Origin of the sequence: Bacillus sp. UNC438CL73TsuS30 (genome assembly GCF_000482325.1) — a bacterium.
Taxonomy (GTDB): Bacteria; Bacillota; Bacilli; order Bacillales; family Cytobacillaceae; genus Neobacillus.
This window is the reverse complement of record NZ_KI535301.1, coordinates 37,997-52,304: the sequence shown is the minus strand read 5'-3', so window position 1 is coordinate 52,304 and position 14,308 is coordinate 37,997. Positions and strand designations below refer to the sequence as shown.

General features: G+C 39.4%; 14 protein-coding genes, 1 pseudogene and 1 other annotated feature. Of the genes and pseudogenes, 3 read left to right on the top strand and 12 right to left on the bottom strand.

Annotated features, from left to right (window positions below; genetic code table 11):
* Nucleotides 1-96 precede the first annotated feature (96 nt).
* From M028_RS0128725 to M028_RS0128715, 3 genes are all read right to left on the bottom strand, one after another.
* Nucleotides 97-1,800 (bottom strand): 2-isopropylmalate synthase, encoded by a 1,704-nt coding sequence (locus tag M028_RS0128725; RefSeq protein ID WP_026576904.1) that lies wholly within the window; start codon nucleotides 1,798-1,800, stop codon nucleotides 97-99.
* A gap of 63 nt (nucleotides 1,801-1,863) precedes the next feature.
* Nucleotides 1,864-2,084, bottom strand: a binding site (T-box leader).
* A gap of 164 nt (nucleotides 2,085-2,248) precedes the next feature.
* Nucleotides 2,249-3,037 carry a divergent polysaccharide deacetylase family protein gene (locus M028_RS0128720; protein WP_035425030.1) on the bottom strand — a complete coding sequence of 263 codons (789 nt, stop codon included), beginning with the start codon at nucleotides 3,035-3,037 and terminating at the stop codon, nucleotides 2,249-2,251.
* Nucleotides 3,038-3,258: 221 nt separating this feature from the next.
* A complete protein-coding gene (locus M028_RS0128715; protein ID WP_026576902.1) occupies nucleotides 3,259-3,699 on the bottom strand; it encodes a peptidylprolyl isomerase in 441 nt (146 codons plus the stop codon).
* Between the two features lie 170 nt (nucleotides 3,700-3,869).
* Here M028_RS0128715 and M028_RS0128710 point away from each other — a divergent pair, with 170 nt between their 5' ends.
* Nucleotides 3,870-4,469 (top strand): NADPH-dependent FMN reductase, encoded by a 600-nt coding sequence (locus M028_RS0128710; protein ID WP_026576901.1) that lies wholly within the window; start codon nucleotides 3,870-3,872, stop codon nucleotides 4,467-4,469.
* A 235-nt stretch (nucleotides 4,470-4,704) separates the two neighbouring features.
* On the opposite strand, the gene M028_RS31330 is transcribed toward M028_RS0128710, so the two are convergent.
* Both M028_RS31330 and M028_RS31325 read right to left on the bottom strand, forming a co-directional pair.
* Nucleotides 4,705-5,079, bottom strand: coding sequence for a hypothetical protein (locus M028_RS31330; protein WP_051591313.1), 375 nt, complete (start codon nucleotides 5,077-5,079; stop codon nucleotides 4,705-4,707).
* A complete protein-coding gene (locus M028_RS31325; RefSeq protein ID WP_051591312.1) occupies nucleotides 5,076-6,578 on the bottom strand; it encodes an FTR1 family iron permease in 1,503 nt (500 codons plus the stop codon). Before M028_RS31325 ends, M028_RS31330 begins: the two co-directional genes overlap by 4 nt.
* A 271-nt stretch (nucleotides 6,579-6,849) precedes the next feature.
* Here M028_RS31325 and M028_RS31320 point away from each other — a divergent pair.
* Nucleotides 6,850-7,257 (top strand): annotated as a pseudogene (locus M028_RS31320) (cation diffusion facilitator family transporter); the annotation flags it as partial.
* Nucleotides 7,258-7,427: 170 nt separating this feature from the next.
* On the opposite strand, the gene M028_RS0128690 reads toward M028_RS31320, so the two are convergent.
* Nucleotides 7,428-7,889, bottom strand: a complete 462-nt coding sequence (locus M028_RS0128690) for a CBO0543 family protein (protein ID WP_026576900.1) — start codon at nucleotides 7,887-7,889, stop codon at nucleotides 7,428-7,430.
* Nucleotides 7,816-8,877, bottom strand: a complete 1,062-nt coding sequence (locus M028_RS0128685; RefSeq protein ID WP_081810931.1) for a DUF2515 domain-containing protein — start codon at nucleotides 8,875-8,877, stop codon at nucleotides 7,816-7,818. Before M028_RS0128685 ends, M028_RS0128690 begins: the two co-directional genes overlap by 74 nt.
* 161 nt (nucleotides 8,878-9,038) lie before the next feature.
* On the opposite strand from M028_RS0128685, the gene shc reads away from it, so the two are divergent.
* On the top strand, nucleotides 9,039-10,904 hold the full coding sequence (gene shc, locus M028_RS0128680) for a squalene--hopene cyclase (protein WP_035425026.1): 1,866 nt from the start codon (nucleotides 9,039-9,041) through the stop codon (nucleotides 10,902-10,904).
* 38 nt (nucleotides 10,905-10,942) lie between these two features.
* Here the strand turns inward: shc and M028_RS0128675 are convergent, their stop codons facing one another.
* The 5 genes from M028_RS0128675 to M028_RS0128655 form a co-directional block, all read right to left on the bottom strand.
* Entirely contained in the window at nucleotides 10,943-11,449 is a 507-nt protein-coding gene (locus M028_RS0128675; RefSeq protein ID WP_026576897.1) for a mismatch-specific DNA-glycosylase, read from the bottom strand.
* An 86-nt stretch (nucleotides 11,450-11,535) separates the two neighbouring features.
* Nucleotides 11,536-12,120, bottom strand: coding sequence for a YitT family protein (locus M028_RS0128670; RefSeq protein ID WP_026576896.1), 585 nt, complete (start codon nucleotides 12,118-12,120; stop codon nucleotides 11,536-11,538).
* A gap of 302 nt (nucleotides 12,121-12,422) precedes the next feature.
* The gene (locus M028_RS0128665; RefSeq protein WP_026576895.1) at nucleotides 12,423-12,851 is read right to left on the bottom strand and encodes a cell wall hydrolase; all 429 of its coding nucleotides are present in this window, start codon (nucleotides 12,849-12,851) and stop codon (nucleotides 12,423-12,425) included.
* Between the two features lie 70 nt (nucleotides 12,852-12,921).
* Nucleotides 12,922-13,644 (bottom strand): nucleoside phosphorylase, encoded by a 723-nt coding sequence (locus M028_RS0128660; RefSeq protein ID WP_026576894.1) that lies wholly within the window; start codon nucleotides 13,642-13,644, stop codon nucleotides 12,922-12,924.
* On the bottom strand, nucleotides 13,637-14,302 hold the full coding sequence (locus M028_RS0128655) for a sulfite oxidase-like oxidoreductase (protein ID WP_026576893.1): 666 nt from the start codon (nucleotides 14,300-14,302) through the stop codon (nucleotides 13,637-13,639). Before M028_RS0128655 ends, M028_RS0128660 begins: the two co-directional genes overlap by 8 nt.
* Nucleotides 14,303-14,308: the final 6 nt, after the last annotated feature.

Here is a 14,308-nt window from a genome sequence, read left to right as displayed (position 1 = left end):
TTATTTTGGCGGAAACTTTGGATTGTGACAATGGAAAAAATTAAAATGCTGGAAATTTATCTTTCTAATAAAAGGTCGTCTAAAGAGTCCTTCCGCTTATTTATTTGAAAGAGAATATCCTGTTTCAATTTTTGTGTTGACACTGGATACCATGTTGTTAACTGCACTAAACAAAGCTTTTACAGAGGAGGTCATAATATCTGCGTCAATCCCACAGCCCCAATAAACAGCACCATCCAATGCGGTAAATCCTACATAAGATACAGCATTTGATCCCGAACCGATTTCTAAAGCATGCTGCTTATAGATTAAATCTTTATAATGAATACCTAGTGTCGTTTGAAGAACATTACTGATTGCATCCAGTCTTCCATTCCCCACACCCAAAGCTTCATGAACCACGTTATCGACCTTGATCGATACATTGGTTTCATAATGATCATTTTGAGTAAATCGGTAATTGATAAACTCAACAGGGCTATTAATATTTACATATTCATTGATGAAAATGTCATAAATTTCATCCGGCAAAAGCTCCTTATGCAAACGATCCGATACATTTTTAACCTGATATCCGAAACTTTCACGCATTTTCGCCGGCAGATCAAGCCCATAATTTTGCTTAAGCACATAACCAATGCCCCCTTTACCGGATTGGCTATTAATACGGATGATATCTCCTTCATACTGTCTGCCAATATCCTTTGGATCAATCAATAGATATGGTACTGACCAATACTGACGTTCCTCTTCCTCACGCCAGTTCATCCCTTTCGCAATCGCATCCTGATGGGATCCAGAAAATGCAGTAAAGACAAGTTCACCGCCATATGGATGTCTTTCAGGAACCCTCATTCTTGTCAATTCTTCATACCTGGCAAGGATGGCAGGGATATTTTCAAAATTAAGCTTTGGATTTACTCCGTGCGAGAACATATTTAAGGCAAGCGTTACGATGTCGACGTTTCCTGTTCTCTCACCATTTCCAAACAGTGTTCCTTCTACTCTCTGCGCTCCGGCAAGCATTCCCAGCTCTGCATCTGCAACCCCTGTTCCCCTGTCATTGTGTGGATGGAGTGACAGGATCACATTGTCGCGGTAGTTCAGATGGTCACTCATATACTCAATTTGACTTGCGTAAACGTGAGGCATTGACATTGACACGGTAGCTGGAAGGTTGATAATCACCTTGTTCTCGGCAGTAGGCTGCCAAATATCAAGTACTTGGTTGCATATATCAAGTGCAAACTCCATTTCCGTACCCGTGAAGCTTTCCGGTGAATATTGAAACTGGAAATTCCCCTCGGTTTCAGCAGCATATTTCTTAAGGAGTTTTGCTCCGGTTACAGCAATGTCGATAATTTCTTCTTCCGTTTTTTGAAAAACTTGTTCGCGCTGTGCCAAAGATGTCGAATTGTAAAGGTGCACGACGGCTTTTTTTGCTCCTTGAAGCGATTCAAACGTTTTTCTTATAATGTGTTCTCTGGACTGTGTTAACACTTGAATCGTTACATCGTCCGGAATCAAATCCTTTTCAATCAAGGTACGTAAAAAAGCATATTCTGTATCCGATGCAGCTGGAAAACCGACTTCTATTTCCTTGAAACCTACTTCCAAAAGCAATTGAAAATATTCCAGCTTTTCCTCCAAACTCATTGGTACGATTAAAGCCTGATTTCCATCTCTTAAGTCCACACTGCACCATGTAGGAGCTTCCTCTATGTACTCCTTTTCTGTCCATTTCAAGCTTTTCACTGGGGGCATAAAATATCCTCGGGAATACTTTTGAACATTTTTCATTCTGACAACCACCTTTTTATTTTTTATCGTTCGTTTAGTTAAAATAAAAAAGCCTATCATCTCATAAGAGACGACAGGCTTTGCCTACGTGGTACCACTCTTTTTGATTCGCATAAAAAACAAACGAACCCACTTAACGACTTGATTACGGCTGTCAACCGGTAAAACCTACATATCAGCTTTACCACTCCTGGGCGAGTTGGGGAATTTATTGACTGTCTCTCACCAGCCGACAGCTCTCTATGCAATAAATATTCCTTAATATTCCCATTCAATGTGTTTTATTTATTTTAGCTTTTTAATTTTTCTTATTCTATAACAGAATTAAAAAACAATCAAGCTATAATTTTTAATTTTTTAAACATTTAAATAATGTTTAATGAAAATGGAATTTAATGATGCAATCAAAAACGCCGACTCCTAAATGCTCGGCGTTAAAAATCTTATTTTAATAGAGGGGAAATGTCTTTTTCTTCATTTTTTTAGCAAATAGCTCCGACACCGGAACAATTTTAATGTGTCGTTTATTAAATTCATCTTGTGATTCAAATATTCCAATGGAACAAACCTTTCCGTTAATCCCGACATGCCCGATGGCAATTCCTTTTCCCTTGATTTCTGTCACCTTTGCCAGTCGAATCATTTGTTTTCTCACATATGATGAGGATGAAATATCATCGAGAAACACATCTCTTTTTAAAAGTGGAACACCTAACTCTTCAGCTACCTTTGGAAATTTACTCTGTGAACTTGTCCCACTGTCAATAATATAGAGACCTTTTTCCTTGGCAACTTCTACTATCGCACGGACAATTGGCTCGTTCTCCACCGCAAGTGACCCCATATGATTGTTCAGTCCTACAGCATATGGGACGGTACTAATCGCCTCCTCAACACGAGCTTTTACTTCTTTTGGAGAAAGATCTACGGTAATCGGTTTTGGACCGAGCCATGATCTTTTTCCTCTTTTCGGTTCCATCGGTAAATGAACGATGACCTCAAAACCATTTTTATGAGCCCATTCGGCATGTTCCTTTGATTTTTCTGTAAAAGGCATAACGGCAGCTGTAATCGGAATATCTCCTTCTAAAAAGTCACGCACACCCCCGGTTCCACCGCCGAAATCATCAATAATAATGGCAGCTTTTAATTGATAAGGGACATTACTTTCTGCAAAAACAGGAGTACCGATAAAAAATACAAGTAAGGGAATGAAAATAAAAGCAAATTTCTTCATATGGACCCCCAAAATTAGGATTTGAAGATAATTTGCCCGGGTATTGAAATATTTATCTGCGGTAAAAGTATTTTTATCTGCGTACCGGACCCTTTTATCTGCGGTAAAAGCGATTTTATCTGCATAAAGCCCGCTTTAATCTGCGAAGCTGAATTTCCCCCAAATAAACACAAAAAAAGGCTGTCCAAAAAGAAATCTTTCCGGACAACCTTTTTCAAATCCTATTCTTCGTCAAATACTTCGACTTTCTCCATTACATCGCCATTTCTCATTGCTTTTGCATGCTCAAGTCCTGAAGTCACTTGTCCGAAAACAGTGTGTACACCATTTAGGTGAGGCTGTGATTCGTGAACAATAAAGAATTGGCTGCCGCCAGTATCTCTGCCCGCGTGAGCCATTGAGAACGCACCAGGAACATGTTTATGAGGATTTCCTTCAGTTTCACATTTGATTGTGTAACCAGGACCCCCAGTTCCTGTTCCGCTCGGGCATCCGCCTTGGCTTACAAAACCAGGGATGACACGGTGGAATGTTAATCCATTGTAGAAACCTTCTTTTGCTAATTTTTCAAAGTTAGCAACTGTACCAGGTGCTTCGTTTGGATAAAGTTCAAATTCGATTTTGTTTCCATTTTGCATTGATATGTATCCCTTTTTTGTCATTCCATTCATCTCCTAATACTGATTTTTTCATATCTGACCCAAGAAGTTATTATATCAACTATTTTCCTTCATTTCAAACAACTGTAACTAAGGAGTTTAGGAATAGAGTATGACTTCATTACTCATAATAAATTTGTTAGGGCCATAATAAACAAAAGGCAGTTGATCTTATGGGTCTTTTAAACAAATTATTCGGAAGTTCCACAAAGGAGGAAGAAGTAATGGCAAATGAAAAACAAAAAATAGGAATTATTTTAGGTAGCACACGCCAAGGTAGAGTGAGTCCGCAAGTTGGAGAATGGGTTAAAGGTATTGCTGATAAACGTGGGGATGCAGATTATGAGATTGTAGATATTGCCCAATTCAATCTGCCATTTGTTTTTACAACTGCAGGAGATGAACCTGGATTAAAAGCTTGGTCGGAAAAACTAGCTTCTTTAGACGGTTTTGTATTTATTGTTGCAGAATATAATCACAGTATTACAGGTGCATTAAAAAATGCATTAGATTCTGCTCGTGATGAATGGAATAATAAAGCAGCAGGTATTGTCAGCTACGGCTCTACCGGCGGTGCTCGTGCAGCTGAACATTTACGTGGAATTTGTGGTGAATTACTAATCGCTGATGTTCGAGTACATCCAACATTATCCTTATTTACGGATTTCGAGAACGGATCCAATTTCAAACCTCAAGATTTACATCTTAATAATGTAAATGCTATGCTTGATCAACTAATCGCATGGAGCGGTGCATTAAAAACTTTAAGATAAGGCGATGAAAAAATAGGAGGGGGAAAATTCCCCCCTTAACCATTGATAATCTACTTAATTTATCTTTATTATCAATCTACGGTTGCCTCAGAATTTTCCTTCTGCTTTTTAAATCCTCCCTATTAAATTATTGGGACTTCCGAAGCTAACAAAATTAAGTAATTCCATATGGAACAGTCTAAGTAAATTTAATAAAACACCGACTTCTAAAATGTAGTCGGTGTTTTAAATTTAATTATTTGGTTTTTTTCTGTAATTCTTTCAAGGCATCCGTTAATTGATCATTTAAAGAACCCAATGCCTCCTTATCAAGAGTTTTTGCTTCTGAACCAGCAATCGTCGGATCTAGATATTTTTCAACTTTTCCGTAAAGGTCTTTGTTATCCTTTTTCACATCGTCTTCAAACGAAGACCATTGATCTTCTAATTTCGGTCCAACTTCTTTTACTTTTGCTTGGTCACCACTATCGATTGCTTTTGATAACTGTCCTGTTGTATCCAACATTTTATTTACACCATCAGAAACTTTGTTATCAGTTGAAGTACAACCAGCTAATACTAATGCACTCCCTAGACCAACTGCTAAAACCATTGATGTTAATTTTTTCATGATAGTTTCCTACTTTCATTGTGATTATTGTTCACAGCATTTTGTTTTTGATTTTTAAATTTTTTTGATAAAAGTATAATCACTGCACCAAGAACCAGAATTACCTGTGGAATTGTACTTTCCCAAGATGGGTATAGTGCAAAAAATTCTATACTTGGGATGCTTTGAGAATTCGTTGTTGGGATTAAGCCAGATAATTGTAGGCTATGAATCCCCATACCTGTAAACTTAATACACAGGTAAAATACGATTAAACTAGATACCATAAAGAATGGACGAAGTGGCAATTTTAATCCGACAAATACCATTAGATAAGCTAAGATTCCCAGTATTGCTGCTCCTATGAGAAAACCTATCAGTAATGCCTGAAGTTTTATCTGGCTTGCCATTCCGATATAAAACAACACTGTTTCTGTTCCTTCCCGAAATACCGCAAGAAAGGCAAGAACCCCTAAAGAAACTAGTTTACCTGTGGTTAATGCTGTTTGGCTTTTTTCACGAATATACCGATTCCAATCAGCTATATTGGATTGACTGTGAAGCCAATAGCTCATATACAGTAACATGACTGCTGCAAAAACCCCAGTCCAACCAGCGATTAGAGCATTATTGTTACCAAACGCGCCAGAAGAAATGACAAATTTAACAATGACTGCAAGAATCACACTAACGCCAAGACCCGATAAAACACCAGTCCAAATCCAGCCTTTTCCCTTTCCCTCACCTGATTTTTTTACAAATGACATAAGGGCTATAACAACAAGCAATGCTTCTAAACCTTCACGAATAAGAATCATTGCTGCATCCCAATAAGTATATTCCGTTTTATCAGCTAAAGGGGTCAAGTATTTTATCATGTTATCGACAGTTTTATTTGCATCTTTAAAATTTGGTGGATTTGCAGCAAGCATAGCTTGAATGGTTACCAAATCTCTTTCGGAATCGCTATAAACTGTGGCAGATTGTGCAACAACTACTCCTTCTACGCTCAACCAGCTGCTACTTGCCTTTTTAATATCTGCAAGAGCTTCTGATTGCTTTTGCTCCTTAATTTCCTTCTTTGTTTCTTGGAGAAGCACGATAAAATCATCTAAAGAGATATCTTCTTTCTTAATGCCTGCTTCTTTTGGATAGCCCCCACTTGCAAATTTTTCATTAACTGCTTTTAAACCTTTTAAAGCTTGTAAAACCTGATCCTGCTTCTTAAGGGTAAGGGCATAAACAACCTGCCCCATATTCGATTCAATGTCTCGATATGCAGTCGCTGAATCAGCTTTAATTCCTTCTTCAATTTCTCTCCAGGTTTTATTAAATTGATCATACGCCTTTTGTGCTTCGGAAAGATTCCCTTTAGAAGCATAGTCGATGGCTTTATCAACTGAAACTTCAGCTTTCTTTATATCCTCACTGGAATTTCCAGCCGCTGACACAGTAGTATGTACCCCAAATACTAATATTAATAGTAGGATAGATAATTTAAGTAATAGATTTTTGCCCATAAAGGATCCTCCTTGTGAAGTCCAACAATTGATAACGATTTTCAATATCATCTAAAACTATTGTATTTTTATTGATATTGATTGTCAATTAAAGATTTATTTCTACCAGTAAAATAAGACTTTCCTGGCTTCATAGTTCCTATATTCAGAGATTTATAGATGGTGCGGCACTATCAGGGCTCTATCGTTCCCATATTCAGAGATTTTTAGCTGGCACGGGCACTTTCCGGGCTTCATCGTTCCCATACACTTAGAATTTTAGCCTGTGCGGGAGGATAATCTCTCAGATGCATGGGTTAGCGTAGGAACATTCATCGGAATTATTGGGGCTCAGTTTGGCCTTCCTTGGTTAGACCCTATTACTGCTATAATTGTTGGACTCATCATTTGTAAGACTGGTTGGGAGATTTTTAGAGATACATCGCACCATTTAACTGATGGCTTTGATGTAAAACAAATAGAATCATATAAAGATTCGATTATTAAGTGTTATGGTGTAAAAGGTGTTCAAGACATTAAGGCTAGGAATTACGGAAATAACGTGGTAGTGGACATAGTAATCCTAGTAAATTCTGACTTAGATATTCGTGGAGCTCATGATATTGCAACCAAAGTTGAAAATGAATTAATAAAGGAACATCATGTCTTAGATGTCCATGTCCACGTAGAACCTAATTAAATTTACACTTTTCAAACAAGAAAAGAAAGTTTGTAACCATCTTTATTTTTTCCAAATTTGTGGTAAACTAGAGGTACCCCTTCCGAACATTCGCTTGTTGCGGGACACTTAACCACTGTACGGACGGAAGGGGCAGGTGCAGCTTACGCGGTACCTGAAAAGCCAAGACATTAGTCTTGGCTTTTGTTTTTATTCTCCATCCAATGAAAAAAGCTATAAATAACCGTTAAAAAAATTAAATAACCTCCTGCCGCATAAAGGTGTTTCCATTCACTCGAATGCGCGAACATCCCTACCATCTCTGATAACTTTTCCATGATTGGCATGAAGAGACTTAAAAATAGGACAATTCCCGCCTTCCCCCATCCATTTACCTTTTTCATCATATAAAGAAAAACAAAAATAAAGACCGGAAGCACTACAAGGGTGAACACAATATTAATCGAAAAAAATTCCGGATAAGGCCTAATTGGAAAACGATACATTTGTTTTTCAACAAAATAGAGATTTAAATACGTTCCAAGAAGTGAACCAAGCAGCATTGCGGGAATATACGTTTTAATCCAAAATAGATATCGCTTTTTTCGCAAGGGCGGCAAGCTCGAGCCGTTCAAGTGTTTTACAGTATTCATTCTTAATCTCCCCATCATAAGATTCATTGTCCTCTTTTAAATAATCCACAACCCGCCAGTCGAGAAACCAATCACCTTTTTCCGCTTCCGGATGCGTTCGATTTTTCCAAGCGGATTCCAAATTGGGACTAAATATTTTTCTTGCACCAGGACGCAGACGGCAGGATTTTAAACGAAGCTGGTAAGCCGCGCCCGGAACTCCTTCATTGATATGATTGAAAACATCCGGCCAGTAATCCTTTCTTGAACCTGTATGCGGATGACTTTTTGCCCATTCCACCACACCCTCAAAAATATCCCGGTCCTGATATAAAACAGCATATAATCGTTTTCCTAATAAAATTCGCTCATTGACCGAGCCAAATTGATGAAGGGTCTGGCCCACCATATTTTTTTTTCCATACGGAAAAAGAATTTGGTTAAAGGAAAGCAAATCCTGCAGTTTAAACTCCAGTTTATTGAACACCTCCTTTTTAAATTGAGGGTTTTGCACGACTCTCTTTTCTAAATAGCTTTGCTCATTCACTATAAGGGCCATCGTAAGGATGTAGGTGTCATGATTTTGCCAAAAATGATTCCAAATGGTTTCCATGAAGGTCGAAATATTTAGGTATGGAAATAAGTAAAATAACGGTTTGCTGATATAAAGACTTTCGCGATAAAGTAAAAATTGCGGATAGGCATCTTGGAAAATCAGCCAATTTCCCCGCTCCAGAAAGGAAAAAAATGAATTTCTTTCTTTTTTCGATAACAATCTCGTCAAAAATTCTCCTTTTAAATCGCTCATATTAAAGCCGCCATTCCTTGAAACCATATGACCTAAAAATGCCCAATGAATTTCGGGATGGTACTGATAAAATTCAAAATACGCTCGGGTCCTTGTGACATTGTTTAGATTATATTCTTGGGTTTTCAGCCTAATTTGTTTTAACAGCAAGCGGTCCCGTTTCGGTAACAGCTCTTCATGAACAGAAGCCTTACCAACCATTTTGCTTTTCTTCTTCAGTTCTTCGGTAATACTGTCAAGTGGTGATTTTTCACGGCTTCGCAGAAAAAATATAACACAGCACCTCCCCTACGAATTCTCCTTACCTAAAGGGAATATGTATAGATAAGAATCCATTAATGGGAGAGGAATGAAAAAATAGGATGATCACTGCAAGTAAGGGCATCGACTGGATTGTAGGAAAGCTAAAGAACGATCAATCTCCCGACGGCTCATGGAACTATCCCTTTGAAACAGGAATTTCAACAGATGCATATATGATTATTTTATTAAGGACATTGGAATTACATGATGAAGAATTAATCCAAGGGTTAGCTAAGCGAATATTATCCAGGCAGGAAAAGAATGGGGCGTGGAAAATATTTTACGATGAGGGCGAAGGAAATCTGACAGCAACCATTGAGGCCTATTACGCTCTACTTTATTCAGGGTATTTTCAAAAAAGTGATCGTCGCTTGAGAGCGGCAAAAAGATTTATATTGGCGAATGGCGGCTTGGAAGAAGCTAGTATGTATACAAAGGTCATGTTAGCCATTACTGGACAATATAAATGGCCAACATTTTCCCCGCTGCCGGTTGAGGTCATTCTCTTACCACTAAGCTTCCCGATCAATTTCTATTCATTTTCTGTTTTTGGCAGAGCAAATCTCACTCCCATCATGATTTTGGCGGATAAAAAATTCACCCTCACCACAGCGAAAAGTCCAAATTTATCGGAATTGCAGATAGACCGTAACACACCTGACCCATGGGTTCGTTCAAGCGAAATGCGGTCGCTGTTTTCCTTCCTTGAAGATGGTGTAAAAAATTTACTCGGATTACCTGGTGACCTGCACAGATTAGCCATCGAACGGGCTAAAAAATATATGCTCGACCGAATAGAGCCGGATGGTACGTTTTACTGCTATTACAGCTGCACATTTTTAATGATTTTCGCACTCCTCTCACTAGGGTACAAAAAGACCGACCCGATTATTATCAATGCGGTAAATGGAATTAAGTCTATGAAATGTGAGATTAAGGGCTTTCCCCATTTGCAGTACACGACGGCAACTGTTTGGAATACCTCATTAATTGGTTATGCGCTGCAGGGGGCAGGTATTATACCGGAAGACCCAATGATTGTACGGGCAAATCAATATTTATTAGAAAGGCAGCATCATAAATTCGGTGATTGGGTGATTCATAATCCGAACAGTCTGCCGGGGGGCTGGGGTTTTTCCCATGTGAACCATATACTCCCGGATGTTGATGATACGACCGCCTCGCTTCGCTCGATTTCAAGAATCGCTTCCTCTCACCTTAACGCTTGGGACCGCGGGATTAACTGGATTTTTTCGATGCAAAATGATGATGGCGGCTGGGCAGCCTTTGAAAAAAACGTCAATTCAAAGCTTGTTGAGTTTTTACCCGTTGAAAAAGGTAAGTATATGTTATTGGACCCTACCTGTGCAGATCTTACAGGACGAACCCTTGAATTTTTCGGGAATTATACGAATCTATCACGCAATCATGAGGATGTAAAAAGAGCTGTCAAATGGCTTATGAAAAACCAGGAAAAGAACGGGTCCTGGTATGGAAGATGGGGAATTTGCTATCTTTACGGGACATGGGCAGCAATCACAGGGCTTTTATCAGTCGGAGTCCCCGCTACTGAACCGCCTGTCGTAAAGGCGGTAACCTGGCTGAAGAGCACGCAAAATGATGACGGTGGCTGGGGGGAATCTTGTCAAAGTGATAATCAAGAAACCTATGTCCCGCTCCGCGCCAGTACGTTGACACATACCGCCTGGGCACTTGATGCCTTAATCGCAGCTTCGGATCAGCCAACAAAAGAGATTGATAGAGGAATTTCGTATTTGCTCGCTTCGATCGAAAAAGAGGATTGGACAACAGACTATCCAAAGGGCCAAGGTATGGCGGGCGCCTTTTACATCCACTATCACAGCTACCGCTATGTTTTCCCGTTAATCGCCCTTTCGCATTATCAAAAAAAATATGGAAATTAACTTAGAAAAAACATCGAAGGCACACCCCTCGATGTTTTTTATTCTTCAATTAATTTAGTTAGTTGCTTGTATATCTCCACAATCTCCTCCATCCTCATTCGGACAAGTCCACTTGAAGATGGTGCGACAAAATCAATTGTCCCCGGAACAACCGATTCCGTTTGTACCCCCCAAGGCGCCGTTTTTCGGCCACTATATTCCTGGTATACGCCTTTCCCGACAAAACAAACCACCCTCGGTTTAAATTGTAGAATCTTTTCTTTTAAAATTTCTCTACCCTCGCGATATTCTTCCCTCGTAATTTCATCTGCCGCCTTAGTAGGCCTGGCCACAATATTGGTGAACCCATAACCCCTTTCTACTAAATCCCCATCTTCTGTGGCTTCATATTTTCTTGGTGTCAGCCCCGCTTCAAAAAGAATTTTCCAAAAGCGGTTGTTTGGATTTGCATAATGATGTCCTACTTCACCTGAACGTATACTTGGATTAAATCCCACAAATAAAATCGTTAAATTTTCCTTTAAATGATCTGGTATTGGTTTCATTATCCTGCCTGCACTTTAAAAATTTATTTTAGTTCCCTCTAATAGTTTATCAAAATAAACGAACTTCCAAAAATAAGATCCAAAAATTAAGAAATAAAAAATTTGACACCGCGAAAAGAGGTAATCATGCTCGCAAGTAATCCAACAATTGAGACAATCAACAACGAATAAAATAGTTTAGCATCCTGGAGCAGAAACAAGGCAGCAAATATGATCACGGTGTCCATTGCAAAAATAATCACACCGACATTGATTTTTGACCATTTTGCCATAAGCAATGCTAGTAAATCCATTCCTCCAGGGCTAATATGATTTCTTAACATGACCCCGACCCCAATCCCAATGATGACTGCACCGATAATCACACTGCTCATAATCGGTAAATGGAAGACACCATTTAATGGAATCAGTAATTCAATCATTATTCCGGAAATGATTGCCCCAATTATACCGTTAACAAAATAAAGCGGATCAGATTTAAAGGCAAACATATAGACGGGAAAATTAAGGAGAATAAAAATTAATCCGGCTTTAAATCCCGATAGATAATTTATAATCAGGCTTATTCCTATAAACCCGCCATTGATTAAATGAAATGGAATAATAAATCCATTTAGGCCGATGCCAATTAAGGTACTCCCAAAGCCAATAACCACCATTTTTTTTACCATGCAATCCATCCTTGTCCAATACTCTTTTTACTACATATATGTCCAAGAGAAAAACTTATTCGACCAGATGGAATTTAATGAAATTCTAATTCATACTTAGGTGTGTTTTCCGCTCCAGGCACTTCGCTTTCCGTGGGCGGTCCGGGAGCGTCGCTTCGCTCCTGCGGGGTCTCCCCTACCCCGTACTCCCACAGGAGTCTCCGTGCCTTCCGCTCCAATCAACTTTGTTTTAAAAATCAACCTTGTTCTATAACATAGTCTTTAAATAAAATAGAGCCGTTAGCATAACGGCTCTAGGAATCTTAAAATGTATTATATACATTCGCGCAGGTATCAGATGTTGGTTCATAAAAGCAATGCAGCTTATATCTTGAAACAAACGGCTGATCATACCATGTACTTGGGCAATCACCATCCGGTCTAAAATACCATAGGCTGAATTTTGCCGGCCAAAATCTTTGCCCGTCGATTACCTTTTGCGCTAAACGTCTTTCAGATGATCTGGGTGATTGATAAAAATATCCATGTGTAACTGCTTCAAATGCATGTGGTTGAAACACCATTTGCGGAATGGTGCGAAGTCCTTTAAAATCAGAACAGTTTGCACGTATCCGGTTAATTCCCACATTCCCGATGAGAAGCATCCCAAGATCCCCTTCTCCCTCACCTTCAGCCCGAAGCAACCTGGCTAACAGGTCGATATCGGATTTTCTTGCCCTCACTACAGCCATCACGCCACCTCCATGTTGTTCACCTATAGCATATTCTTAGGAGGGAAGTGATGACATCGTAATTAGTTTTTTAAAGTGTAACCAAGGCATCTAAGGCTATTTTTATTCCATCATCCACTGCCTCTTTAACTTTGTCCGTATGCGGATTGTATGTATTTCGTAAATCGGCATCGGCATATCCATCAATGGCCACAATCGCTCCAGCCTTCATTCCTCTTAACGATGAAATGATATATAAAGCGGAAATTTCCATCTCCACCGCGAGAACACCGGCTTTCTGATAAATTGCATGCGGGAATTCCAAAACTCCTTGGTAAAATACATCTAGGGTCAAGGTGATTCCGGAATAAACATCCGCTTTGTTCATGATCGATGCTTTTTCCAACGCTTCAGCAATTTTAGCGTCCGCAACAGCCGGGAAACCTTGCGGGACTAACTGACTCGTCAGCCCGTCACAACGGACAGCGGCCTTACTAATAACAAGACTGCCCGGTGTAACATCCGCTTGATAGGAGCCAGCTGTTCCGACCCGGATGATTTGCTGTACTCCCCCAAGGGCCAATTCTTCAAAACAAACGGCTGCACCAGGAGAACCTACCCCATGACTAACTACGCCTACCTCTACACCGTTCCATTTTCCTTTGAAACTATGATACTCTCGGCTTTCAGCTAAAAGTGTGGCATCTTCTAGTAAAGAGGCAATTTTCTTTGCTCGAAAAGGGTCACCACAGACTAGAACACGTTTTGGGAGTTCCTCCGGATTGATTTTTAAATTTGGCAGCCTATTAGTCATAATCTTTGTGCTCCCATTCATCCTCTGGAATTGGCAGATCTTCTCCTGAAAATCTTTCTTCTTTAAAGGGATCGCCATTTAAATGAAAACCGTTTTGTTCCCAAAAGCCGGGTTGGTTTTCCTCCATAAATTGGAATCCCCGCACCCATTTGACACTTTTCCAAAAATATAAATGCGGCAGCACAAGGCGAAGCGGCCAGCCATGCTTAGCAGACAGCGGCTTTCCCTCAAAGGTATGCGCTAAAATACAGTCATCCCGTAATAAATCTTCAAGTGGTACATTGGCAGTATAATCCTGATCGCCATGGACCATCACATATTTTCCGGTCGGATTTACTCCGGCAGCTTCTATAAAATCTTTAAATAAAACACCTTGAAACGTATTATCAAACCTTGACCATCTTGTTACACAATGAATATCGCACGTTACAGATGATTGTGGCATGGCTAGAATATCTGCGTACTTAAAAACTTTTTCCTCTCCAACTTCACCAAATAATTTGAGCGTCCAATTTTCCAAATCATAGGTTGGGATTTCACCCTCATGAAGAATCGGGAACCGTTCCGTGAGAACTTGCCCTTGAGGAAGCCGGGATGCTAATTCGGGATTATCATTAACCGGTACTTTCATTTTTTTAATTTTTTCTGCTTTATTCATTCTATT